Source organism: Mycobacterium sp. E2497 (assembly GCF_001668695.1).
Classification (GTDB): Bacteria; Actinomycetota; Actinomycetes; order Mycobacteriales; family Mycobacteriaceae; genus Mycobacterium.
Genome location: NZ_LZKD01000151.1, coordinates 42,791 through 64,327 on the forward strand (window position 1 = coordinate 42,791; position 21,537 = coordinate 64,327).

The following is a 21,537-nucleotide window of genomic DNA, read 5'->3' on the forward strand; positions in this document are numbered from 1 at the left end:
CACAGGGCCTGTAAGCAACTTTTCCCCCAACCGCGGCCCAACACAAGGCCACGGGCCGGCCACAATTGCGTCGACCCGACGGGAAGCCGGGAGTTGCCGTCAGGCGTGCCAGCTGGACCAGCGGTGCACCGCGACCGCGATCACGGGACCGTCCAGCGAGACGGATTGATACTGGGGATATTTGGCGCGCAGCAGCCGGTACGCGGACGCCATCGCCGGCCCCTCGGTGTGGACGGTCGCAGCCCCGTCGGCCCGCACCCACCACAGCCGCGCCCAGTCGTCGGCGTAGTGGTCGACGAGCAGGCTCACGTGCGGGTCGTTTTCGATGTTGGCCAGCCGCCGCAGCCGCCGCGTCGTCTTGGGCTTCGCGTCGACGGCGGTGTACAGCACGTCGGGGGAGTCCTCGGCGACGGCGAATACCACCGGAACCAGATGGGGGAGGCCGGCCGGCGTGACCGTGGCCAGCCGGGCCACCGGCGATTCACCGAACCTGGCCTTGGCGTCGAATCCGCCCACCGTGTCAGCCTAGGCGCCGGTCATCCGGGCGGCCGGGAGACCATCGCGGCTGATCAGAACCTCGCCAGTGCCGTGCATAGCTACCTGCATTACGGTTATATACACACGATTGTGCCGCCCAGAACCGCAAGGCCGGGACAGTTCGGTGTTTTCCGCGACGCAGGAAGGGTGACGGGATGAGCAAATCGCACCACCGCTCGGTGTGGTGGTCATGGTTGGCGAGCGTGCTGGCCGTGGTCGGGCTGGGCCTCGGTCTGGGCACCGCCCCGGCGGTCGCATCGCCGATCCCCCGGCCGCAGGCTCCAGTCGATGCGGCGGCACTGGTCGGCCAGGTCGGGCCGCAGGTGGTCAACATCAACACCAAGTTCGGCTACAACAATGCCGTGGGCGCCGGGACCGGCATCGTGATCGACCCCAACGGCGTCGTGCTGACCAACAACCACGTCATCTCCGGTGCGACCGACATCAGCGCCTTCGACGTCGGCAACGGCCAGACCTACGCCGTCGACGTGGTCGGTTATGACCGCAGCCAGGACATCGCGGTGCTGCAACTGCGCGGCGCCGCCGGGCTCCCGACGGCCGCCATCGGCGGCGGGGTCAGCGTGGGCCAGCCGGTCGTGGCGATGGGTAACGCCGGCGGCCAGGGCGGAACGCCCAGCGCCGTCTCGGGCAAGGTCATCGCGCTGAACCAGAGCGTCTCGGCGACCGACACCCTGACCGGCGCCAACGAGTCGCTCGGCGGGCTGATCCAGGCCGACACGCCGATCAGGCCCGGGGACTCCGGCGGACCGATGGTCAACAACGACGGGCAGGTCGTCGGCGTGAACACGGCCGCCACCGACAACTACAAGATGTCGGGCGGCGGACAGGGCTTCGCCATCCCGATCGGCCACGCGATGGGCGTGGCCGGGCAGATCAGGTCGGGCGCCGGCTCGAACACCGTGCACATCGGCCCGACCGCGTTCCTCGGCCTGGGTGTCACCGACAGCAACGGCAACGGTGCGCGCGTCGAACGCGTGGTCACCGGCGGCCCCGCCGCGTCGGCCGGGATCTCGCCGGGTGACGTCATCACCGGGGTCGACAACGTCGCCATCACCGGGGCCACGTCGATGACGGACGTCCTCGTCCCGCACCACCCCGGCGACAACATCGCGGTGCAGTACCGCTCCGCCGGCGGCGGCGAACGCACCACGAACGTGACGCTGGGCGACGGGCCGCCGGCCTGACACCCGCACCGACGATGCGCGCTGGGTGGTCAATTCGGTTGTCGCCAAGCGCGTTTCGTCGCATGCCAGCGGGCGTGATTCCGAATGTCGCGCCTCGGGTACACGTGGCATCGTGGATTTGATGAACGACGCAAGAGAAGCGGTCGAGCACCATCCCGCAGGGGGCAGTCACGTTCAGGACGGTGTCGTCGAGCACCCGGAGTCCGACGACTTCGACAACGCCGCCGCGCTGCCCACCGACCCGACGTGGTTCAAGCACGCCGTTTTCTACGAGGTGCTGGTGCGGGCGTTCTTCGACGCCAACGCCGACGGGTCGGGTGACCTGCGCGGACTCCTGGGACGCCTGGACTACCTGCAATGGCTGGGCATCGACTGCATCTGGCTGCCCCCTTTCTACGATTCGCCGCTGCGCGACGGCGGCTACGACATCCGGGACTTCTACAAGGTGCTGCCCGACTTCGGCACGGTGGAGGACTTCGTCGCGTTGCTCAACGCCGCGCACGAGCGGGGCATCCGGGTCATCACCGACCTGGTGATGAACCACACCTCGGATTCACACCCCTGGTTCCAGGAGTCGCGGCACGACCCCGACGGCCCGTACGGCGATTTCTACGTGTGGAGCGACACCAGCGAGAAGTACACCGACGCCCGGATCATCTTCGTCGACACCGAGGAGTCCAACTGGACCTTCGACCCGGTGCGCAAACAGTTCTATTGGCACCGGTTCTTCTCCCACCAGCCGGACCTGAACTACGAGAACCCGGCCGTGCAGGAAGCCATGATCGACGTTCTCCGCTTCTGGCTCGGGCTGGGCATCGACGGGTTCCGGCTGGACGCGGTGCCCTACCTGTTCGAGCGGGAGGGCACCAACTGCGAGAACCTGCCCGAGACGCACGCCTTCCTCAAGCGCGTGCGCAAGGTCGTCGACGACGAGTTCCCGGGCCGGGTGCTGCTGGCCGAGGCCAATCAGTGGCCGGCCGATGTCGTCGAGTACTTCGGCGACACCAGCACCGGCGGCGACGAATGCCACATGGCGTTCCACTTCCCGCTGATGCCGCGCATCTTCATGGCGGTTCGCCGGGAGTCGCGCATTCCGATCTCGGAGATCCTGGCGCAGACGCCGGAAATCCCCGACATGGCGCAATGGGGCATCTTCCTGCGCAACCACGACGAGCTGACGCTCGAGATGGTCACCGACGAAGAGCGCGACTACATGTACTCCGAGTACGCCAAGGACCCGCGGATGAAGGCGAACGTCGGCATCCGGCGCCGCCTGGCACCGCTGCTGGACAACGACCGCAACCAGATCGAGCTGTTCACCGCGTTGCTGCTGTCCCTGCCCGGCTCGCCGGTCCTGTACTACGGCGACGAGATCGGGATGGGCGACGTGATCTGGCTGGGTGACCGCGACGGTGTGCGCACCCCGATGCAGTGGACACCGGACCGCAACGCCGGCTTCTCCAAGGCCAACCCGGGCCGGCTCTACCTGCCGGCCAGCCAGGACTCGGTGTACGGCTACCAGGCCGTCAACGTGGAGGCTCAGCGCGACACGTCCACGTCGCTGCTGAACTTCACCCGCATGATGCTGGCCGTGCGGCGCCGCCACGAGGCGTTCGCGATCGGCACGTTCGAGGAGCTGGGCGGCTCCAACCCGTCGGTGCTGGCGTTCGTGCGCCAGGTGCCAGGCGGCGGCGACACGGTGTTGTGCGTCAACAATCTCTCGCGGTTCCCGCAGCCGATCGAGCTGAACCTGCAGCACTGGAGCGGTTGCACGCCGGTGGAACTGACCGGGCACGTCGAATTTCCGCGGATCGGGCACCTGCCCTACCTGCTGACGTTGCCCGGACACGGTTTCTACTGGTTCCAGCTGACCGCATGTGAGGATGAGGAGGAGCGGCGCTGATGACTGAGCCCGCCAAGCTGCCCTGGTCGGACTGGCTCCCACAGCAACGGTGGTACGCCGGACGCAACCGGGAACTGACCTCCGCCGAGGCCGCCGTCGTCGTCCCGTTCCGCGACGACCTGGACCTGGTCCTGGTCGACGCCCAGTACGCGGACGGCTCGTCGGAGCGCTACCAGGTGATCGTGCGCTGGGATACCGCGCCGGTCTCCGAGTACAGCACGGTCGCCACCATCGGCGCCGCCGGCGACCGCACCGGTTTCGACGGCCTGTACGACACGGACGCGCCGCAGTTCCTGCTGTCGTTGATCGACTCGTCGGCAGTTCGGAGCGCGTCCGGCACCGAGGTGCGGTTCGTCAAGGAACCCGGCGTCACGCTGCCCCTGGAGGCGTTGCCCCACGTCTCGGACGCCGAACAGAGCAACACCAGCGTCATCTTCGACCGCGACGCCATCTTCAAGGCGTTTCGCCGGGTCAGCAGCGGCATCAACCCCGACATCGAGCTGAACCGGGTGCTGGGCCGCGCCGGCAACCCGCACGTCGCCCGGCTGCTCGGCACCTACGAGATGGCCGCCCCCGACGGCACGGCCGACGACGCGTGGCCGCTCGGCATGGTGACCGAGTTCGCGTCCAACGCCGCGGAAGGGTGGGCGATGGCCACCGCCAGCGTGCGCGACCTGTTCGCGGAGGGCGACCTGTACGCCCACGAGGTCGGCGGCGACTTCGCCGGCGAGTCCTGCCGGCTGGGCGAGGCCGTGGCATCCGTGCACGCCACCCTGGCCGAGTCCCTCGGCACGGCGCAGTCCGCCTTCCCGGTCGACACCGTGCTGGCGCGGCTGTCGTCGACCGTGGCGAAGGTGCCCGAGCTGCAGGAGTACGCGTCGACCATCGAGGAGCGGTTCTCCAAGCTGGCCGGTGAGGCGATCACCGTCCAACGGGTGCACGGCGACCTGCACCTCGGCCAAGTGCTGCGAACCCCGGAAAGCTGGCTGCTGATCGACTTCGAGGGCGAGCCGGGCCAGCCGCTCGATGAGCGCCGGGCCCCGGATTCACCGCTGCGCGACGTGGCCGGCGTGCTGCGGTCGTTCGAATACGCCGCGTACGGACCGCTGGTGGACCAGGCGGACGACAAGCAACTGGCCGCCCGCGCCCGCGAATGGGTCGAGCGCAACCGGACCGCGTTCTGCGAGGGGTACGCCGCCGCGTCGGGGGTCGACCCGCGCGATGCGGCCGACCTGCTGGCCGCCTATGAACTGGACAAGGCCGTCTACGAGGCCGGCTACGAGGCGCGGCACCGTCCCCACTGGTTGCCAATTCCGCTGCGCTCCATCGCCCGGCTCACCGCCTCTCATAGCAAACTCTGATGATCTGCGAGTAACGCGGGCTTCTGGAACCATGTCCGTGTGAATAGCGAGATCTTCGACAGCGAGGCGCGGTTGTCCTGGGTGCTGGCGGCGCTGGCCGGCATCATCGGGGCGATCTCGTTCACCCACTCCGCGGGATACTTCGTGGTCTTCATGACAGGGAACGCGCAGCGCGGGGTGCTGGCGTACTTCAGCCACCAACCGTGGCTCGCCGCGAGCGCCGGGCTGCTCATGGTGGCGTTCCTCGCCGGCGTGGTGATCGCCTCCATGTGCCGGCGGCACTTCTGGGTGGACCACCCGCACGGCCCCACCGTGCTGACCACCGTCAGCCTGGTGGCGGCGGCGGTGGTCGACGTCTTGGACGAAGGGTGGGAGGAGAACTTCCTCGACTTCGCGCCGATCGTGTTGATGGCGTTCGGCACCGGCGCGCTGAACACGTCGTTCGTCAAGAACGGGGAAGTGTCGGTTCCGCTGAGTTACGTGACCGGAACGATGGTCAAAATGGGCCAGGGCATCGAGCGCCACCTGGCCGGGGGGAAAGCCGCGGACTGGCTCGGTTATTTCCTGCTGTTCGCCAGCTTCGTCGTGGGCGCCGCGATCGGCGGCTTCATCAGCGTCGTGGTCAACGGGACCTGGATGCTGGTGTTCGCCGCGGTGGTGTGCACGCTGACGACCATCTACACGTACTTTCACCAGGATCGCCGGGCGCTGTTGAACGACCGGCAGGACAAAAAGCATCGGCAGCAGCGCTGACCGGTGCGCTGCTGCCGATGCTGGCTTGGCGGTTCAGGCCGCCGGTTGTGCCGGCTGTGCCGGTTGGGCCGGCTGGGCGGTGGTGTTGCTGGCGAGCAGCACCTGCTGGATGTCGGGCTTCATCGCGACCAACTGCTGGTTCCAGTAGGGCCACGAGTGCGTGCCGTTCGCCGGGAAGTTGAACGTCCCGTTGCGGCCGCCCGCGGCGACGTAGCTGTTCTGGAACTGCTGGTTGGTGCGCAGCGTGAGGCCCTCCAGGAACTTGGCCGGCATGTTGTCGCCGCCGAGGTCGCTGGGCGTCCCGTTGCCGCAGTAGACCCAGATCCGGGTGTTGTTGGCGACCAGCCGCGGAATTTGGACCATCGGGTCGTTGCGCTTCCACGCCGGGTCGGTCGACGGGCCCCACATGCTGTTGGCGTTGTAGCCGCCCGAGTCGTTCATCGCGAGCCCGATCAGCGTCGGCCACCAGCCCTCGGACGGGTTGAGGAAGCCCGACAGCGAGGCGGCGTAGGGGAACTGCTGCGGGTAGTACGCGGCCAGGATCAGCGCCGAGCCGCCGGACATCGACAGGCCCACCGCGGCGTTGCCGGCCGGTGAAACCTGCTTGTTGGCCTGCAGCCACAGCGGCATCTCCTGGGTCAGGAAGGTCTCCCACTTGTAGGTGTAGTTCTGTCCGTTGCCCGACGACGGCTGGTACCAGTTGCTGTAGAAGCTGGACTGGCCGCCGACCGGCATCACCACCGACAGGCCGGACTGGTAGAACTCCTCGAAGGCGGGGGTGTTGATGTCCCAGCCGTTGTAGTCGTCCTGGGCGCGCAGCCCGTCGAGCAGGTACACCGCGTGCGGTCCGCCGCCCTCGAACTGCACCTTGATGTTGCGGCCCATCGACGGTGACGGCACCTCCAGGTATTCCACCGGAAGCCCCGGCTTGGAGAACGCCCCCGCGGTGGCCGAGCCGCCGGCCGCGGTGACGAGGCCGGACATCAGGGCAGCCCCCATGGCCGCGACCGCCAGCTGACGCGGCATGGTTGCCGCGGCGCCACGCAACTTCCGCAACTCTGAAAAGAACTTCATAGCCCTCTACCCATCCCAACTTTCATCTGCCGCGTGCGGCGGTCGAATCCGTTCGCTGGGCAGTGAATCACGGGGAGAGGACGCAAATCGCCTGTCGCGGCCGGAGCAACAGATCGCGGTTGGCTAACGATTGGGCGTCGGCGGGAAATCGTTGCTAACTGGTCACGATTGGCTACCGAGGGTGTAACTAGGCGACGAGCCGGCGCAATAGCGTTGATGCCGCGGCGATTCCGAGCACGGCGGCCACCGCCAGCACGACAACGTCCATCGGGTTGAAAGGCATCCCGATGAGCAGTCCGCGTAAGGCGTCGACTTCGTAACTGAGCGGGTTGACCCTGCTCAGCACGTGCAACCAGGCGGGCATCACGTCCACCGGGTACAGCGCGTTCGAGGCGAAGAACAACGGCATCGTGATGGCCTGGCCGATCCCCATCAGGCGATCGCGGCTGCGCACCAGGCCGGCCAGCGTCATCGACAGGCAGGCGAAGAACGCAGCGCCCAGCATGACGACGGCCATCGCCGCGACAATCCGCAGGGGGTTGACCGTCAGCCCGACATTCATCAGATACGCCAACGCCATGACACCGACAACCTGGGCGACCGAGCGCACACCGGCCGCGAACGCCTTGCCGGTGATCAGCGCCGACGCCGGCGCCGGCGTCACCATCAGCTTGGCCAGCACGCCCGCGTCTCGATCCCAAATGATCTGTATCCCATAGAAAATCGAGATGAACAGCGCCGACTGGGCGATGATCCCCGGCGCCAGGAAGGCCAGGTATGAGACCGATCCCGTGTGGATGACGTGCAAATGGCTGAAGGTGGTCCCGAAGATCAACAGCCACAGCGCCGGCTGCACCATGCGGGTGACGAGCTCGGTCCTGTCGTGCTGCAGCTTCTGCAGTTCGACGATCGCGAACGCGCCGACGCGGCTGAACACGGCGCCCACCCGCTGCCATCCGCGCGGCGCGCGAACCAAGGTTCCCGGCATGGCGCTATCAACCGACACGGCGTGCAACCTTTCTGGCGGAACGGATTTCGCGGATCGAACCCGTCGGCTCGGAGGAGGCCGGCTCACCCTGCAAGTCGGAGGCGGCGTAGTGGCGGAACACGTCTTCGAGCGTCGCCCGCGGCGAAACGGTGGATTTCAGCTTGGCCGGTGTGCCCACCGCGCGCAACTCGCCGCAGTGCATGAGCGCGACGCGATCACACAGCGCGTCGGCCTCCTCCATGTAGTGGGTGGTCAGCAGCACAGTCATCCCGAACCGCGCCTGCATCTCCTGCACCTGTGTCCAGACGCCGTCCCGCGCAATCGGATCCAGCCCGACGGTCGGTTCGTCGAGCACCAGCAGCGACGGGCGGTTCACCAGCGCCTGTGCCACCTCGAGACGCCGAACCATGCCGCCGGAGTAGGCCGCGGCCAGCCGATCGGACACGTCGAGCAGGTCCATGGCGGCCAGCGCCTGCCCGACCCGGTCGGAACGCTCGGCCCGGGGCACACCGTAGAGCCGCGCGAACCACTCGACGTTCTGGCGGCCGGTCAGCGCGGGCTCGATCGAGAGCTGTTGCGGCACATACCCGATGTTGCTGCGAATGTCGGTCGTCTGGCGGCGCGCGTCCAGCCCGAAGATCCGCAACTCACCCTGCTGCACCGGCGCCAGCGTGGTGAGCATCCGGACGATGGTCGTCTTCCCGGCGCCGTTCGGGCCCAAAAGGCCCATGGTTTCCCCGGGGCGCACCTGCAACGTCACGTCGTTGACGGCGGTGAACTGGCCATACCGATAACTCAGGTGCCTGGCGTCGATGGCCATCGGCAGTGATGCGCTCATGACCGTCGCTCCTGCAGTGTCCTGGTCATCATCTCTATGACCTCCAATCCTCTTGTCAATGCCTCGATTTGATCGTCGTCGAGTTCGGCGAGCACTTCCGCCAGCGCCTCTCGTCGCGCCGCCCGAGACGCGTCGACGATCTGCTGGGCGGGCTCGGCCAGGTGTAACCGGCCGACCCTGCGGTCGGTGTCGCCGACGGTCCGGATGAGCAAACCCCCGGACACCAGCTTCGACACCAGGGTTGACGCGGTGTTGGGAGCCAGTCCGAGCTCGGCGGCGGCGGCGTTCACCGAGATGCCGGGTTGCCGGCCCACCAGCCACAACAGCTCGGACTGCGATTCGCTGAGCCGCGCCGAGTCAAAGCCGCGGCCGGCGGACCGTCGCAGCTGCCTGCGGAACCGGCCGACGACGCGAAACACCTCGGCGACCACATCGGTACTCGTATGCACCCTTCCAGAATACCTCTGTAGCCGAGCTATTTATGTGCGGACGCTGTGCGTCGGTTAGGTATCGGCTACTTCGAAAGTCGATGCAGGACGACGTCGGTGACGGCCCCGTCGTCGACGGAGGCGGTCATATAGGTGCAGAACGGCTGCCGGCGGCGATCGGTCGGCGAGCCCGGATTGAGCAGTCGCAGGCCGGTTCCGCTGGTGGTGTCCCAGGGGATGTGGCTGTGCCCGAACACCAGGACCTGGGTGTCGGGGTACAGCCTCGACATCCGCGCCTCGCGCCCGGCCGCGGCGCCGGTCTCGTGCACCACGGTGAACCGCACGCCCGCCAGGGTCACATCCGCGCGTTCCGGCAGGCGCGCGCGCAACGCGGGACCGTCGTTGTTTCCCCAGCAGGCCACCAGCCGGGCCGACCTGCTGTCGAGCTCGTCGAGCAGGTCGGTCGCCACCCAATCGCCGGCGTGCACGACGACGTCGGCCGCAGCCACCTCATCCCACACCCGCGCGGGCAGGTCGCGGGCGCGGTTGGGGACGTGGGTGTCCGAGATCAGCAGTAGCCGCACAGCCCCATCTTGCGCCGGCGGTCGTCAGCCCGGCGTCGACGCCATGGTCTTTTCGGGCCTGGGGGCAGGCGCATCGGCGGGCTCGCCCAGCAGAAGCGAGCGAACCAGGCGACGCGGACCGAAGGGCCGCAGCATGGAGCTGGCGGGCCGCGGGCGCACTCGTATGGGCCACCAGAACCACCGCCCGAGCAACGCGGCGATCGACGGCGTCATCAACGACCGCACGATCAACGTGTCGAACAGCAGGCCGAGACCGATCGTGCTGCCGGCCTGGCCGATCGAGCGCAGATCGCTGGCGACCATCGACATCATGGTGAAGGCGAAGACGAGCCCCGCCGTGGTGACGACCCCACCGGTCTCGCCCATGGATCGAATGATGCCGGTCTTGAGGCCGGCGCCGATCTCCTCCTGGAACCGCGACACCAGCAGCAGGTTGTAGTCCGAGCCGACGGCCAGCAGGATGATCAACCCGAACACCGGCGCGATCCAGTTCAAATCCAGGCCGAAGAGGTGTTGCCACACCAGCACCGAGAGCCCGAAGGCGGCGCCCAGCGACAGCAACACCGTCCCGACGATCACCAGGGACGCGACCAGAGCCCGCGTGATGATCACCATCACGACGAAGATCAGCGTCAGCGCCGCGAGTCCCACGATCAGCAGGTCGTAGTGCGAGCCGGACTGGATGTCGCGGTAGATGGCCGCCGTACCGGCGAGGTAGAACTTGGCCCCGGTCAGGGTCGTGCCCTTCACCGCTTGATGCGCGGCGGCCAGTTCCGGCATGACGGCCGAGATGCCCGCCGGGGTGGCCGGATCCGCATCGTGGGTGATGATGAAGCGCGCGGCCTTCCCGTCCGGAGACAAGAAGAGCTTCAGACCGCGCTGGAAGTCGGGATTTTGAAAGGCCTCCGGCGGCAGATAGAAATAGTCGCCACTGCGGGAGGCGTCAAAGGCCTGCCCCATTGCGCTGGCCGTGTCGGTCATCTGAGCCATCTGCGTGACCAGGCCCGAGAAGCTGCTGTGCATCGTGAGCAGCGTCCCCTGCATGGATTTGGCGACGGCGATCATCGGCGGGAACTGCGCGGCCATCTGCGGGATGATCGCGTCGATGTTGTCCACGTCCTTGATCAGCGTGCTCATGTTCTCGCTGAACTTGTCCACCCCGTCGATCGCCTCGAACACCGACCTCGTCGCCCAGCAGACCGGAATGTTGTAGCAGTGCTGTTCCCAGTACAGATAGCTGCGGAGCGGTCGCGCGAAGTCGTCGAAATCCGCCAGGTGATCCCGCATTTCGTCCAGCGTCGCCTGCATGTCGTGCATGTCGCCGACCATGCGGTGCGTCGCGCCGCTCATCTGCCCGAGCAGGCCCTGCATCCGCTGCATCGAGCCGATCATCGCGCCGAGGTCATCACTCATCTTCAGCATGTCCGCCGTGCGGTCCCTCATGAACTGGAGGTTCTCTTGGATCGGGATCGATTGCGCGCTGATCTGGAACGGTATCGAGGTGTGTTCGATCGGCCCGCCCAATGGCCGGGTGATGCTTTGCACCATCGCGATTCCCGGTGACCGGAAGATGTCCTTGGCGAGTCTGTCCAGGATGATCATGTCGCCGCTGTTCCGCATGTCGTGATCGCTCTCGATCATGAGGATGTCGGGGTTCATCGTCGCGGCGCTGAAATGGCGTTCGGCGGCGGCGTATCCGACGTTCGACGGCACGTTCTGGGGGGTGTAGAAGCGGTCGTTGTAGCTGATCTTCATGCTCGGCATGATGAGGATGCCGACGATGGCGATGACCAACGACGCCGCGAACACCGGGCCCGGCCACCGCACCGTCGCGGTGCCGATGCGCCGCCATCCGCGGGTCTTGATCATCCGGCGCGGGTCGAGCAGCCCGAACCGGGTAGCCACGGCGACGACGGCCGGGGCCGCGGTCATGGCCCCCGCGACGACGACGAGCAGCCCCAGTGCGGACGGAATGCCCAGCGCCTTGAAATACGACAGGCGCGCCAGGTGCAGGCAGAAGGTGGCCCCCGCGATCGTCAAACCCGAGCCCAGGATGATGTGCGAGGTCCCGCGAAACATGGTGTAGTAGGCCGTTTCCCGGTCCTGCCCCGCCTGCCGCGCCTCTTGGTAGCGCCCGATCAGGAAGATCGCGTAGTCGGTTCCGGCCGCGATCGCCAACGATGACAACATGGCGACGACGAACGTCGAGAACCCCAACAGCTCGTAATTCCCCAGAAGCGCGACAAGCCCTCTGGCCGTGCCCATTTCAAAGCCGACCATCACCAGAACCAGCAGCACGGTGCTGACGGACCGATAGGCGATGAACAGCATGATCATGATGACGACGCCCGTGACGCCCATCATCTTGAACATGCTCTTGTCGGCGGCCTCGTTCATGTCCGTCGTCAGCGGTGCCGGGCCGGTCACGTAGACCTTCAGCCCGCGGGGCGGATCCGACTTGTCGACGATCTTGCGCACCGCGTCGACGGATTCATTGCCCAAGGTGCTGCCCTGGTTGCCGGCCAGGTTGAGCTGGACGTAGGCGGCTTTGCCGTCCTTGCTCTGGACGCCCGCGGCGGTGAGCGGGTCCCCCCACACGTTCTGGACGTGCTGCACGTGCTTGGGATCCGCCTGCAGCTTGCTCACCAGGCCGTCGTAATAGCGGTGCGCCTCGTCGCCGAGTTGCTTATCGCTTTCGAGGACGATCATCGCGATGCTGTCGGAATCCGACTCGTGGAAGGTCGCGCCCATCCGTTTGGCGGCGATCATCGCCGGTGCATCCTGCGGCGACATGGTCACCGCGTGTTTGCGTGCGACCGATTCGATCGGCGGCACAAGCACGTTCAAGGCAACGGTGAGCAGCAGCCAGCCGATGATGATCGGCCACGCGAAGGTGCGGACGAACCGCATGAACCTCGGGCGGGTGTCGGTGTCGGTGTTCATGCGGCCTTCACCAGACAGGAAATTTGGGCGTGGCGCCCGGCCGAGGACTGCTCGTCCTTGACCACGCCGTTGACGGTGATGCGGCACCCGAGTTTGTCGCTATCGCCCTGCGCCACCACGTTGGCGATCACGGCGGGCACCGTCGTGGCGATCGTGAAGCTCCAGGGGAGGTTGGTGAAGTTGGCCTGTGCCGGCTGTGCGTTCTTGTCCAAGTAGCTCACGCTTCCCGTCGTGTCGCTGGGCCCGTAGATCTCGTATGTCACCTGCTTGATGTGCGAGGGCTCGAGAGGCGCGGCGCTGCTGCCGGTCGCGGTGAAGATCTCTTCAGAGCCGAAGACGCCGCGCAGCCGATCGACGGCCACGCCGCCGAGGGCAACCGCCACCACAACGACGAGCGGTACCCAAGCCCGTCTCAGAAACGTGGACACTGACGTTTCCTCTCCCTCGTGACCGGGTCCCCCGCTATGGAGTCTCGGCCCGCGTCACCGCAGCCAATAGGGCCGTTCGGCCCGCAGTTGAGGGTCGCCAGGCACCGGCCCCACGCCAACGCGGTGACCGGATACCCGCGAGCCCTCGCTTCACCCGCGGCTCCATTAGTACCATACCCCCAGGGGTATAGACAATCCTGACGTAATGCCCCCTGGGGTATGGTATGAAGGAGTCATGAAAGAAGAAATTCAGGTCGGTTCGCCGGTTCCGGCCGACGTCGCCGGGCACGACCCCGCCGACATGGATGCCGTCCTCGCCCGGTTACGGCGGGCCCACGGCCAGCTCGGCGGCGTCATCGCGATGATCGAGCAGGGCCGCAGCTGCAAGGATGTCGTCACGCAGTTGGCCGCGGTGTCACGGGCGCTGGATCGCGCCGGATTCAAGATCATCGCCTCCGGCCTGCGCGACTGCATCGCCCGGCCGGAGGGTAGTCCCACCGACGGGCCCGGCCTATCGATCGACGAGCTGGAAAAACTGTTCCTGAGCCTGGCCTGACGGCCGGCCTCTCCGAGAAGGGGGATGAGCAATGGACCCCGCCGACAAGGGTCGAGCTGGATCGAAAGCCACGCTGTGGCTGGACCCGGTGTGTCCGTTTTCGTGGAACACCGCGCGTTGGCTGCGCGCCGTCGCCGAGAAGACCGGCGTGTCGGTGGATTGGCAGCTGATGAGCCTGGCGGTGCTCAACGAGGGGCGCGAACTCCCGCCCCCACAGCAGGCGCGCATGCGCGACTCCCGGAAGGTCGGCCGGTTGATGGCCGCCGTAGCGCGGGAAAAGGGCGCCGCCGGGTGGGCCGCCGCGTACTTCGCCTTCGGTGAGCGATACATCGACCGCTCGGAGCCCCTCGACGACAACCTCGTCGCCCACGTCTTGACCGCGGCGGGCGTGCGCGACACCCTCCCCGGGGCGATCTCGGACGAATCGCTGGACGAGCTGGTGCGGCGAGGGCACCAGGCGGCACAGGATGCGCTCGGCGAAACCGGCGGCAGTCCGATCCTGCAGATCGACGGGCATGCGTTCTTCGGGCCGGTCCTGACCGCGGTACCCGACGAAGGGGACTCGATCGCATTGTTCGACGCGGTCGCGACATTGGCCGCGGTTCCCCAGTTCGCCCAACTGCAACGGCCGCGCACCGCGGGCTGACGCCCGCGCGACCGAGAAAACCTGAAAGAGGAGGAGAAATGACATCAGGATTGACCGCCACGCTGCACACCTCGTTCGAGGACGCGGTGAATCGGACGACGGAAGCCCTCGCCGAGCAGGGCTTCGGCGTGCTGACCACCATCGACGTCAAGGCCACGCTGAAGAAGAAGCTCGGTGAGGACATGGAGGATTACCTCATCCTCGGTGCCTGCAACCCGGTGTTGGCCCATCGCGCGCTCGGGATTCACCGTCAGATCGGCCAGTTGCTGCCATGCAACGTCGTGGTGCGAACCGACCCCGACAGCCGGGGCGATGCGGTTCTCGTCGAGGCGATGGATCCCCAGTTGATGGTCAAGGTGACCGGCGAGCAGGGCGCATTGCAGGACGTCGCGGACCAGGCCACCGCCAAACTGCGGGCCGCGATCGGAGCGCTCAAGCAACCGTCTCCGACGCCCTGACGCCGGTCTTCGGGGGGCGGGCCAGGCCGTGACACCGCGGGCCGCGGGGCTCGGCGAACGTCCCGACGAGTCGCTCGTGCACGTCTGAAAGGCGTTGGTGTGTCGGTACTTTCGGGCCTGGTGTTGGCTAAGCTGACCGCACCGGCACTCGTGGTAGCAGTCTCACCCATATCCATCGGCGTGTCGTTGGTACTGCTCGCCCACAACGACCGGCCGTACTCTTCGAGTGTCGCCTACTTGCTGGGCCGGCTGGTGTCGCTGACCGCCCTCGCCGCGGCGTTCATGCAGTTCCCGCGACTGTTCGACGGCCTGCTGGGGCCCGCGCCGGCGTGGGCCGACGGGGTGGTCGTCGGGGCCGGCGTGGTGCTGATGTCATTGGGCACCTGGCTTTGGTGGCGACGCGCCCACCCCACGGGCGGGCTGCGGTGGGAAGGCAGTGTGGGCAGGATAACGCCTTCGGCCGCGGCCGCGATCGGAATGCTCCCCATGCTGGCCAACCCCAAGGTGCTGGCCGCCAGCGCGGCCGTCGGAACCCAGATCGCCAGCGTGCGAATGACGGCCGCCGGCTCGGTGCTGGCGGTGGCTTACTATGCGGCGCTGGCGAGTTCGACCGTCGCAGCCCCGGTCCTGGCCCACCTCGTCGTCGGGCCACGAATCGACCCCCAGCTCGAGCGGATCAGGCAGTGGATTCAGCGCCGGCACCGAGCGTTCGCGGCCACGGCCGTCGTGCTGGCCGGCTTTGCCGTTGTGCTGTACGGCCTCTCCTGAGACCGTGGATCACTGACCGGGGCTCCGTGTCGGTCAGCCGCGTTGACTGCGTGCCTCGGCGCCCGTCTCCCCGGCGTCGAAAGAATCATCCGAACCGGCCGCCCCGACGTACGAGCCGTCGGCCTCTCCGGCCGCGGCGCGTGAGCGAGACTCGTGAGCCTCCGGTTCGACGTCGGATTCCGTCTTGTGGCCCTTCGGATCTGCCATGTGCTTCCTTTCGATGCGGCACCCAATCCCTGACGGGTTCCCCAGCCATGCAGTGCCAAACCCCAGGTGTTGGCGACCAGGTGGATGCCGTATGGAGCGGGCGCCCGGCACAGCCGTTCAAGCGTCGCTCAAGGCGTCGCCGAACTCTCGGACGACGCGATCGTGCTGGCTCTCCGCCAGCGCCTGGCCGGCCCCCAGCACCAAAGCCATGGGCCAGTCGAGGATTTGGAACGCCGCCAGCGCGGCCAGCCCGCCATAGAACGCGAGGTGATCGGCGTGCGGAACTCGCACCCGCCCGATGATCGGGATGTTGAGGCGCGGGCGTTCCGTTTTGCGGGTTCGTTCCGAAGGGCGCCTGCGCGTCTGGGTGCCCCCGTTGTCCGCTTCGCCGCGCGTCCGTGACTGGTGCGCGTCGGATTCAACCGTCTGGCTTCTGCGTTCAGGCATCCCGTTCCCTCCGTGCGGTTCGCAGTTCACGCAGGGCTTCCCCCGAACGGCCGCACCGAAACCAACCTCAGGCGTGCGCCGGGCCGAGCCGTCGGTGTCGTCGGCGTGCGGGCGGCTGCTGTGAAACCCCATGGTGTGCGGCGACATTGGGCACGAAGTGACCTTTCCCCGGAGCAACGCCGCTGTCCCAGCCGCGACTACCCCCGCGGTGCTCGGGCAAACGGGGTGGGCCGGATGGTGGGGCGGCGCGGCAACGGCGCTATGGTTACCACCCGGAGTCAAGGAGGACCGTCAATGCGCACCTTCGAATCAGTGGCCGACCTCGCCGCCGCCACCGGCGAGACGATCGGGCACAGCGACTGGGTGACGATCACCCAGCAAGACGTCAACCTGTTCGCCGACGCGACCGGCGATCACCAATGGATCCACGTCGACCCCGAACGCGCGGCCGCGGGTCCGTTCGGTGGGACGATCGCCCACGGATTCATGACCCTGGCGCTGCTGCCCCGCCTGCAGCACCAGATCTACACCGTCAACGGCATCAAGCTCGCAATCAACTACGGCCTCAACAAGGTTCGCTTTCCCGCGCCCGTGCCGGTCGGTTCGAGGGTGCGCGCGCAGACGGCGCTGGTCAGCGTCGACGACGTCGGCAACGGCGCCGTGCAGGCGACCATGTCGACCACCGTCGAGATCGAAGGCTCGGCCAAGCCGGCCTGCGTGGCCGAGAGCATCGTCCGCTACATCACCTGACCCAGGCGGCCGTCGCGAGACTTAAGCTACGGCGATGCATTGCGGCGTGTCGTGTGCGTGGTTTAAGTGTCGCCGAAACGAGCGCCCGGGTCAGAACTCCGCGACGGAATGCTCGAGACGTTCGGCCAGGCGCGCCTGCGCCTCCGCGCGGCGGGTGGGGATGTGCGCGGACGGGAATGGCGTTGTCACGGGCTGGTATTCGCGCAAGGTGCGGCGGGCCACCGTCATCTTGTGCAGTTCGGTGGCGCCGTCGGCTATCCCCAGCGACTCGGCGGCCACCATCATCTTGACGAACGGCATCTCGTCGGAGACGCCGAGCGCGCCGTGCAGGTGCATGGCCCGCTGCACGACGTCGTGCAGCACCTGGGGCATGGCGACCTTGACCGCCGCGATGTCGCGGCGCACCTTCTGGTAGTCGTGGTGCTTGTCAATCAGCCACGCGGTGCGCAGCACCAGCAGCCGGAACTGCTCGATCTGGATCCAGCTGTCGGCGATCTTCTCCTGGGTCATCTGAAAGTCCGACAACCGCCCGTGCCGCGTCTTACGGGAGACGGCGCGCTCGCACATCATGTCAAAAGCGCTGCGCGCCAGGGCGATCGTGCGCATCGCGTGGTGGATACGGCCGCCGCCGAGCCGGGTCTGCGCGATCATGAACGCCTGGCCCTCGCCGCCCAGCACGTGGTCGGGCGGGACGCGGACGTCGGTGTAGCGCACATAGCCGTGACTCGCGCGCTTCGACGATTCGGCTCCCACGCCGACATTGCGGACGATCTCGATGCCCGGCGTCTCGGCGGGAACGATGAACAGCGACATCTTGTCGTAGGTGCGCGACTCGGGATTGGTCACGGCCATCACGATGAAGAACGAGGCGTGCTTGGCGTTGGTGGAGAACCACTTCTCGCCGTTGATCACCCAGTCCCCATTTCCCGAGGCGTCCCGGGTCGCGGCAGTCACGAACTGGCCGGGGTCGGAGCCGCCCTGCGGTTCGGTCATCGAATAGCACGAGGTGATCTCGCCGTCGAGCAGCGGTTGCAGGTAGCGGGCCTTCTGTTCGTCGGTGCCGAACATGGCCAGAATCTCGGCGTTGCCCGAATCCGGCGCCTGGCAGCCGAACACCGACGGCGCCCAGCGGGAACGGCCGAGGATCTCGTTCAGCAGCGCGAGCTTGACCTGGCCGAAGCCCTGGCCGCCGAGCTCGGGGCGCAGGTGCGCGGCCCACAACCCCTGATCCTTCACCTGCTGCTGCAACGGCCGCAGTATCGCCATCATCTCGGCGTTCTTCTTGTCGTACGGGTCGAGGGCGACCAGATCGAGCGGCTCGAGTTCGTCGACCATGAACTTCTCGACCCAGTCGAGCTTTGCCTGATAGTCCGGATCCGTTTCGAAATCCCACACGGTGGCCACCCGTTCCCCGGCGCAGCGTCGCACCGGCTTCGTCGATGAAGGCCACCCCATCGTAGATGGCGGCAGCGGCGGATCAGCCGTCGCCGCGGGTGTCGATGACGCGCTGGGCGATGTCGACGAGCTTGACCTGACTCTCCTGAGACAGCCGGCGCAGCAGGTCGAACGCGCGCAGTTCGTCGACGCCGTAGCGCTCCATGATGATGCCCTTGGCCTGGCCGATGCGGTCCCGCGTCGACAGGGCCGACTGCAGCTGCTGCCCGTGCCGCCCGGCGATGATCGCCGACGCGGCATGCGCGGCGAAGACCGCCCCGATGGTCTCGGCTTCGGTGTCCCAGGGGTCGGCCCGGAAGCTGAACAGGTTCAGCGCGCCGGCCGTGCGCTCAGCGGTGTACAGCTTGAACGAGAGACTGCTCAGCACACCGCGTTCCACGGCCGCCGGCGCGTATTGGGGCCAGCGTGGTTCGTCGCGGAGGTCGTCGGTGCGCACGATCGTCTGTTTCAGGGCGGCGTCGTGGCAGGGGCCCTCACCGAAGTCGTGCTGCAACTTGTCGAGCTGCGCAACCAAGCTGTCGGTGTCCGCGACCGATTCGAACTCCTCGCCGCCCTTGATCAGCAGCACCCCGGCGATGTCCGCCGCGGGTATCAGCTCCACCGCGGCGGTGGTCACGTCGGCGAGAACGTGGCCCAGCGAACGCGGCGCGGCGATGTCGCGGGCGAGTTCGGCCATGCGCACGGCCAATCGGTGGATCGACGTCGGGTCTGCAGACTCCATGAAACCGGATTCTCCACGATCGCCCGGTGCGTAAGCCTCCGGTGCCGATCATCGGTTGCTGTCGTTGCGAATGCCGGCGGCTGGCCGCCACCGCCGGGACGGATACCCGGGCCCGCGGCCTTGAAACGGGCCGGTGCCTCATCAGCCCGGCTGTGGTGCCAGATACCTTGCGGCGGTGTGGATATCGGGAACGCGGTATCGCCCGCGGGTGCTCAATGCAACTTCGGCAATACGTTGGTGCGGTAGAACTCGATCGCCGTGAGCGGATTCCCTTGGGGGAAATGGAGAAACGGCACGGCGCCGGCGTCGACGATCGCTTGCACCGCCTTGATGTGCGGCGCGGGGTCGGTGCCGACGGTCCAGTTGGCCAGCACCTTGTCGAGGGGATTGACCTGTGCGGCGCGCTGGATGTCCTCAGGGTTGGGCTGGTCGACCGCGCCGGCGGTGAAGCGCCACAGGCCGGCGGCGGCGGTCGCCTCGGCGCTGTCGCCGACGACCGCGAACAACTCGGCGCGCTTGCCGAGGGCGCCGGGGTCGCGGCCGGCGGCGCGCGCACCCGAGTCGAATGCGGTCAGCAGCGTGGGATTCGTGACATCCCGGGCCTGCCCGATCCATCCGTCACCGTATTGGCCCGCCATTGTGGCACTCTTGGGGCCGCTGGCCGCCACGAAGATCGGCGGCGGCGCCGAAGGCCTGTCGTAGAGCTTCAACGAATTCGTCTGAAAATAGCGCCCGGCGAACGAGGTTCGTGATCCGCTCCACAACTGGCGGATCAGGGTGATCGCCTCGACCAGCCGGTCGTGGCGCTCGGTGTACTTGCCGAACGCGTTGGTGGTCGCCTGTTCGTTCAGCCGTTCCCCGGTTCCGACCCCCAGGAAGACGCGTCCGGGATACAGAACCGCCAGCGAGGCGAACGCCTGCGCCACGACGGCCGGGTGATACCGGTAGGTGGGGCAGGTGACCCCCGTGCCGAAGGAGATGCGGCTGGTGGCGTTGCCCACCAGCGCCAGGGTCAGCCAAGGGAACATCGAGTGGCCCTCGTTGTCCTGCCACGGCTGGATATGGTCGCTGGCCCAGACATGCGCAAAGCCGGCCTGTTCGGCCGCCTGGGCTTGCGCCACCAGTTGGTCGGTGCGGAACTGCTCATGGGAGAGCACCACACCGACCGCCTTGGCCGCGGGCGGCGGCGGTGCCGCGGGCGCGGCGTGGTCGGCGTCCGGTCGCCCGCAGCCGGCGGAAAGTCCGGCGGTGCCGAGCACACCCGCACCCGCGGCCATCCGTCCGAAGTCGCGACGCGAGACGCCGGTCACCGGACTAACGTACCCAACGCCGGGCCGCTCACACCCCTGATGCGGCGGTCGGTCACCCGCTAGCCTGACTCGGGTGAGTCCCCAGACCCGCCCGGCGCGCAAGGCCGATCTCCGTGAGCTGTCACGCACGCTCGGCCGGGCCTTCTACGACGACCCCGTGACCACCTGGCTGCTGCCCGATCCCCGGGCGCGGGCCGCGCACCTGCACCGGTTGTTCGCGACGATGACACGCCATCACCACCTGGGGTGCGGCGGCGTCGAGGTGGCCTGTGACGGCCCGGGCATCGGCGCGGCCGCGCTGTGGGATCCGCCCCACCAGTGGCGGGAGACACGCATGGGTGAACTCGCGATGATCCCGACTTTTCTGCGGGTGTTCGGCCTGCGTTCGGGTAAGGCGCGCGGCCTGCAGGAACTGATGAAGAGCACGCATCCCGAAGAGCCGCACTGGTATCTCGCCGTGATCGGGAGCGACCCCTCGGTCCGCGGGCGGGGCTTCGGTCGGGCGCTGATGCGGTCGCGGCTGGACCGCTGCGACGCCGAGTACTGTCCCGCCTATCTCGAGTCGAGTAAGCCCGAAAACGTGCCGTACTACGAACGTTTCGGTTTCACGGTGACCCGCGAGATCGTCGTGCCCGACGGCGGCCCGACCATGTGGGCGATGTGGCGGACGCCGCGCTAGCGGTCACCGGCGTTTAGCCCCCCAACCCGGCGGGCAACCGTTCCCGCATGAGCGATAACCCGCAAGCCGACGAGCTGGTGGACCCGGCCGACTTCCCCGAGGAGGGCGGACCCGGTGACACCCTGAACGCGAGCGAAGGCACCGACTCCGACGAGGTCCACAACGACGACGGCGACATCGTCGTCGACCCGCCCGAGGGCTGGAGCGAAGCGAACCGGTTCGGCATGACCGCACGGGAAGCGCGCGAGGGTGAGTCCCTGGATGCCCGGCTCGCCGAAGAGGAGCCCGACGTCACCGCCGAAGGTGTGGCGGGCGCGACCCTCGACGGCCCGCCCGGACGCGCGCATCGCGGCCAGATCGACGGGGCACCCGAGGATGGCCAGTCGCTCTACGAGGTCATCGACGAGAACGGGGCGCCGGACTTCACACAGACCACCGAGTAAGACGACCAGTGTTCGACTGTTCACTCCCGGTGGGGTGCACGGACGCCCGCTAGGG

The 21,537-nt window shown here is 67.6% G+C and carries 24 protein-coding genes; 11 read left to right on the forward strand and 13 right to left on the reverse strand.

Annotation, left to right across the window (positions count from 1 at the left end):
- Positions 1-99: 99 nt before the first annotated feature.
- Positions 100-516: a TIGR03668 family PPOX class F420-dependent oxidoreductase gene (locus A5713_RS13845; RefSeq protein ID WP_068096255.1), complete on the reverse strand. Its 417-nt coding sequence runs from the start codon at positions 514-516 to the stop codon at positions 100-102.
- A gap of 176 nt (positions 517-692) precedes the next feature.
- On the opposite strand from A5713_RS13845, the gene A5713_RS13850 reads away from it, so the two are divergent.
- From A5713_RS13850 to A5713_RS13865, 4 genes are all read left to right on the forward strand, one after another.
- Positions 693-1,742, forward strand: a complete 1,050-nt coding sequence (locus tag A5713_RS13850; RefSeq protein WP_067926845.1) for a S1C family serine protease — start codon at positions 693-695, stop codon at positions 1,740-1,742.
- Positions 1,743-1,863: 121 nt separating this feature from the next.
- Positions 1,864-3,645: a maltose alpha-D-glucosyltransferase gene (treS, locus tag A5713_RS13855; protein ID WP_068054511.1), complete on the forward strand. Its 1,782-nt coding sequence runs from the start codon at positions 1,864-1,866 to the stop codon at positions 3,643-3,645.
- Positions 3,645-5,006 carry a maltokinase gene (locus tag A5713_RS13860; RefSeq protein ID WP_067926842.1) on the forward strand — a complete coding sequence of 454 codons (1,362 nt, stop codon included), beginning with the start codon at positions 3,645-3,647 and terminating at the stop codon, positions 5,004-5,006. Before treS ends, A5713_RS13860 begins: the two co-directional genes overlap by 1 nt.
- A gap of 39 nt (positions 5,007-5,045) precedes the next feature.
- Positions 5,046-5,759, forward strand: coding sequence for a YoaK family protein (locus A5713_RS13865; RefSeq protein ID WP_067926838.1), 714 nt, complete (start codon positions 5,046-5,048; stop codon positions 5,757-5,759).
- 33 nt (positions 5,760-5,792) lie between these two features.
- Here the strand turns inward: A5713_RS13865 and ag85C are convergent, their stop codons facing one another.
- The 7 genes from ag85C to A5713_RS13900 all read right to left on the reverse strand — a co-directional run bounded on the left by ag85C (position 5,793) and on the right by A5713_RS13900 (position 13,042).
- Positions 5,793-6,833, reverse strand: coding sequence for a diacylglycerol acyltransferase/mycolyltransferase Ag85C (gene ag85C / locus A5713_RS13870; RefSeq protein ID WP_068096257.1), 1,041 nt, complete (start codon positions 6,831-6,833; stop codon positions 5,793-5,795).
- Positions 6,834-7,020: 187 nt separating this feature from the next.
- On the reverse strand, positions 7,021-7,839 hold the full coding sequence (locus tag A5713_RS13875; protein WP_068096326.1) for an ABC transporter permease: 819 nt from the start codon (positions 7,837-7,839) through the stop codon (positions 7,021-7,023).
- Entirely contained in the window at positions 7,829-8,659 is an 831-nt protein-coding gene (locus tag A5713_RS13880) for an ATP-binding cassette domain-containing protein (RefSeq protein WP_068096259.1), read from the reverse strand. The genes A5713_RS13875 and A5713_RS13880 overlap by 11 nt, the downstream gene beginning before the upstream one ends.
- Positions 8,656-9,108: a MarR family winged helix-turn-helix transcriptional regulator gene (locus A5713_RS13885; RefSeq protein WP_068096261.1), complete on the reverse strand. Its 453-nt coding sequence runs from the start codon at positions 9,106-9,108 to the stop codon at positions 8,656-8,658. Before A5713_RS13885 ends, A5713_RS13880 begins: the two co-directional genes overlap by 4 nt.
- Before the next feature lie 65 nt (positions 9,109-9,173).
- A complete protein-coding gene (locus A5713_RS13890; protein ID WP_068096262.1) occupies positions 9,174-9,671 on the reverse strand; it encodes a metallophosphoesterase in 498 nt (165 codons plus the stop codon).
- Between the two features lie 24 nt (positions 9,672-9,695).
- Complete coding sequence (locus tag A5713_RS13895; RefSeq protein WP_068096264.1) at positions 9,696-12,614, reverse strand: RND family transporter; 2,919 nt, start codon at positions 12,612-12,614, stop codon at positions 9,696-9,698.
- Entirely contained in the window at positions 12,611-13,042 is a 432-nt protein-coding gene (locus tag A5713_RS13900) for an MmpS family transport accessory protein (RefSeq protein ID WP_068096266.1), read from the reverse strand. The genes A5713_RS13895 and A5713_RS13900 overlap by 4 nt, the downstream gene beginning before the upstream one ends.
- Before the next feature lie 235 nt (positions 13,043-13,277).
- Between A5713_RS13900 and A5713_RS13905 the strand changes: the two genes are divergently transcribed.
- The 4 genes from A5713_RS13905 to A5713_RS13920 all read left to right on the forward strand — a co-directional run bounded on the left by A5713_RS13905 (position 13,278) and on the right by A5713_RS13920 (position 15,470).
- Positions 13,278-13,598 (forward strand): metal-sensitive transcriptional regulator, encoded by a 321-nt coding sequence (locus A5713_RS13905; protein WP_068096267.1) that lies wholly within the window; start codon positions 13,278-13,280, stop codon positions 13,596-13,598.
- A gap of 31 nt (positions 13,599-13,629) precedes the next feature.
- On the forward strand, positions 13,630-14,244 hold the full coding sequence (locus tag A5713_RS13910) for a DsbA family protein (protein ID WP_068096269.1): 615 nt from the start codon (positions 13,630-13,632) through the stop codon (positions 14,242-14,244).
- 38 nt (positions 14,245-14,282) lie between these two features.
- On the forward strand, positions 14,283-14,702 hold the full coding sequence (locus tag A5713_RS13915) for a DUF302 domain-containing protein (RefSeq protein ID WP_068096270.1): 420 nt from the start codon (positions 14,283-14,285) through the stop codon (positions 14,700-14,702).
- A gap of 99 nt (positions 14,703-14,801) precedes the next feature.
- Positions 14,802-15,470, forward strand: coding sequence for a GAP family protein (locus A5713_RS13920; RefSeq protein WP_197516371.1), 669 nt, complete (start codon positions 14,802-14,804; stop codon positions 15,468-15,470).
- A gap of 33 nt (positions 15,471-15,503) precedes the next feature.
- Here A5713_RS13920 and A5713_RS28755 read toward each other — a convergent pair whose 3' ends face one another.
- Positions 15,504-15,677 carry a hypothetical protein gene (locus tag A5713_RS28755; protein ID WP_197516372.1) on the reverse strand — a complete coding sequence of 58 codons (174 nt, stop codon included), beginning with the start codon at positions 15,675-15,677 and terminating at the stop codon, positions 15,504-15,506.
- 117 nt (positions 15,678-15,794) lie between these two features.
- Positions 15,795-16,124, reverse strand: a complete 330-nt coding sequence (locus A5713_RS13925; protein WP_068096331.1) for a hypothetical protein — start codon at positions 16,122-16,124, stop codon at positions 15,795-15,797.
- A gap of 294 nt (positions 16,125-16,418) precedes the next feature.
- Here A5713_RS13925 and A5713_RS13930 point away from each other — a divergent pair, with 294 nt between their 5' ends.
- The gene (locus A5713_RS13930; RefSeq protein WP_068096272.1) at positions 16,419-16,874 is read left to right on the forward strand and encodes a MaoC family dehydratase; all 456 of its coding nucleotides are present in this window, start codon (positions 16,419-16,421) and stop codon (positions 16,872-16,874) included.
- A 90-nt stretch (positions 16,875-16,964) separates the two neighbouring features.
- Here A5713_RS13930 and A5713_RS13935 read toward each other — a convergent pair whose 3' ends face one another.
- The 3 genes from A5713_RS13935 to A5713_RS13945 form a co-directional block, all read right to left on the reverse strand.
- On the reverse strand, positions 16,965-18,269 hold the full coding sequence (locus A5713_RS13935) for an acyl-CoA dehydrogenase family protein (RefSeq protein WP_068096334.1): 1,305 nt from the start codon (positions 18,267-18,269) through the stop codon (positions 16,965-16,967).
- Positions 18,270-18,351: 82 nt separating this feature from the next.
- A complete protein-coding gene (locus tag A5713_RS13940) occupies positions 18,352-19,050 on the reverse strand; it encodes a GAF and ANTAR domain-containing protein (protein WP_068096274.1) in 699 nt (232 codons plus the stop codon).
- 212 nt (positions 19,051-19,262) lie between these two features.
- On the reverse strand, positions 19,263-20,360 hold the full coding sequence (locus tag A5713_RS13945) for a F420-dependent hydroxymycolic acid dehydrogenase (RefSeq protein WP_068096276.1): 1,098 nt from the start codon (positions 20,358-20,360) through the stop codon (positions 19,263-19,265).
- A gap of 73 nt (positions 20,361-20,433) precedes the next feature.
- On the opposite strand from A5713_RS13945, the gene A5713_RS13950 reads away from it, so the two are divergent.
- Both A5713_RS13950 and A5713_RS13955 read left to right on the forward strand, forming a co-directional pair.
- Positions 20,434-21,039, forward strand: a complete 606-nt coding sequence (locus tag A5713_RS13950; protein ID WP_068096278.1) for a GNAT family N-acetyltransferase — start codon at positions 20,434-20,436, stop codon at positions 21,037-21,039.
- A gap of 47 nt (positions 21,040-21,086) precedes the next feature.
- Positions 21,087-21,482 (forward strand): hypothetical protein, encoded by a 396-nt coding sequence (locus tag A5713_RS13955; protein ID WP_068096280.1) that lies wholly within the window; start codon positions 21,087-21,089, stop codon positions 21,480-21,482.
- Positions 21,483-21,537 lie beyond the last annotated feature (55 nt).

Bases quoted from the DNA above. Each gene is read 5' to 3' on its own strand.
- A5713_RS13850 (WP_067926845.1), top strand. From the start codon at position 693: ATGAGCAAATCGCACCACCGCTCGGTGTGGTGGTCATGGTTGGCGAGC.
- treS (WP_068054511.1), top strand. From the start codon at position 1,864: ATGAACGACGCAAGAGAAGCGGTCGAGCACCATCCCGCAGGGGGCAGT.
- A5713_RS13860 (WP_067926842.1), top strand. From the start codon at position 3,645: ATGACTGAGCCCGCCAAGCTGCCCTGGTCGGACTGGCTCCCACAGCAA.
- ag85C (WP_068096257.1), bottom strand. From the start codon at position 6,833: ATGAAGTTCTTTTCAGAGTTGCGGAAGTTGCGTGGCGCCGCGGCAACC.
- A5713_RS13880 (WP_068096259.1), bottom strand. From the start codon at position 8,659: ATGAGCGCATCACTGCCGATGGCCATCGACGCCAGGCACCTGAGTTAT.
- A5713_RS13895 (WP_068096264.1), bottom strand. From the start codon at position 12,614: ATGAACACCGACACCGACACCCGCCCGAGGTTCATGCGGTTCGTCCGC.
- A5713_RS13905 (WP_068096267.1), top strand. From the start codon at position 13,278: ATGAAAGAAGAAATTCAGGTCGGTTCGCCGGTTCCGGCCGACGTCGCC.
- A5713_RS13910 (WP_068096269.1), top strand. From the start codon at position 13,630: ATGGACCCCGCCGACAAGGGTCGAGCTGGATCGAAAGCCACGCTGTGG.
- A5713_RS13915 (WP_068096270.1), top strand. From the start codon at position 14,283: ATGACATCAGGATTGACCGCCACGCTGCACACCTCGTTCGAGGACGCG.
- A5713_RS28755 (WP_197516372.1), bottom strand. From the start codon at position 15,677: ATGGCAGATCCGAAGGGCCACAAGACGGAATCCGACGTCGAACCGGAG.
- A5713_RS13925 (WP_068096331.1), bottom strand. From the start codon at position 16,124: ATGCCTGAACGCAGAAGCCAGACGGTTGAATCCGACGCGCACCAGTCA.
- A5713_RS13930 (WP_068096272.1), top strand. From the start codon at position 16,419: ATGCGCACCTTCGAATCAGTGGCCGACCTCGCCGCCGCCACCGGCGAG.
- A5713_RS13940 (WP_068096274.1), bottom strand. From the start codon at position 19,050: ATGGAGTCTGCAGACCCGACGTCGATCCACCGATTGGCCGTGCGCATG.
- A5713_RS13955 (WP_068096280.1), top strand. From the start codon at position 21,087: ATGAGCGATAACCCGCAAGCCGACGAGCTGGTGGACCCGGCCGACTTC.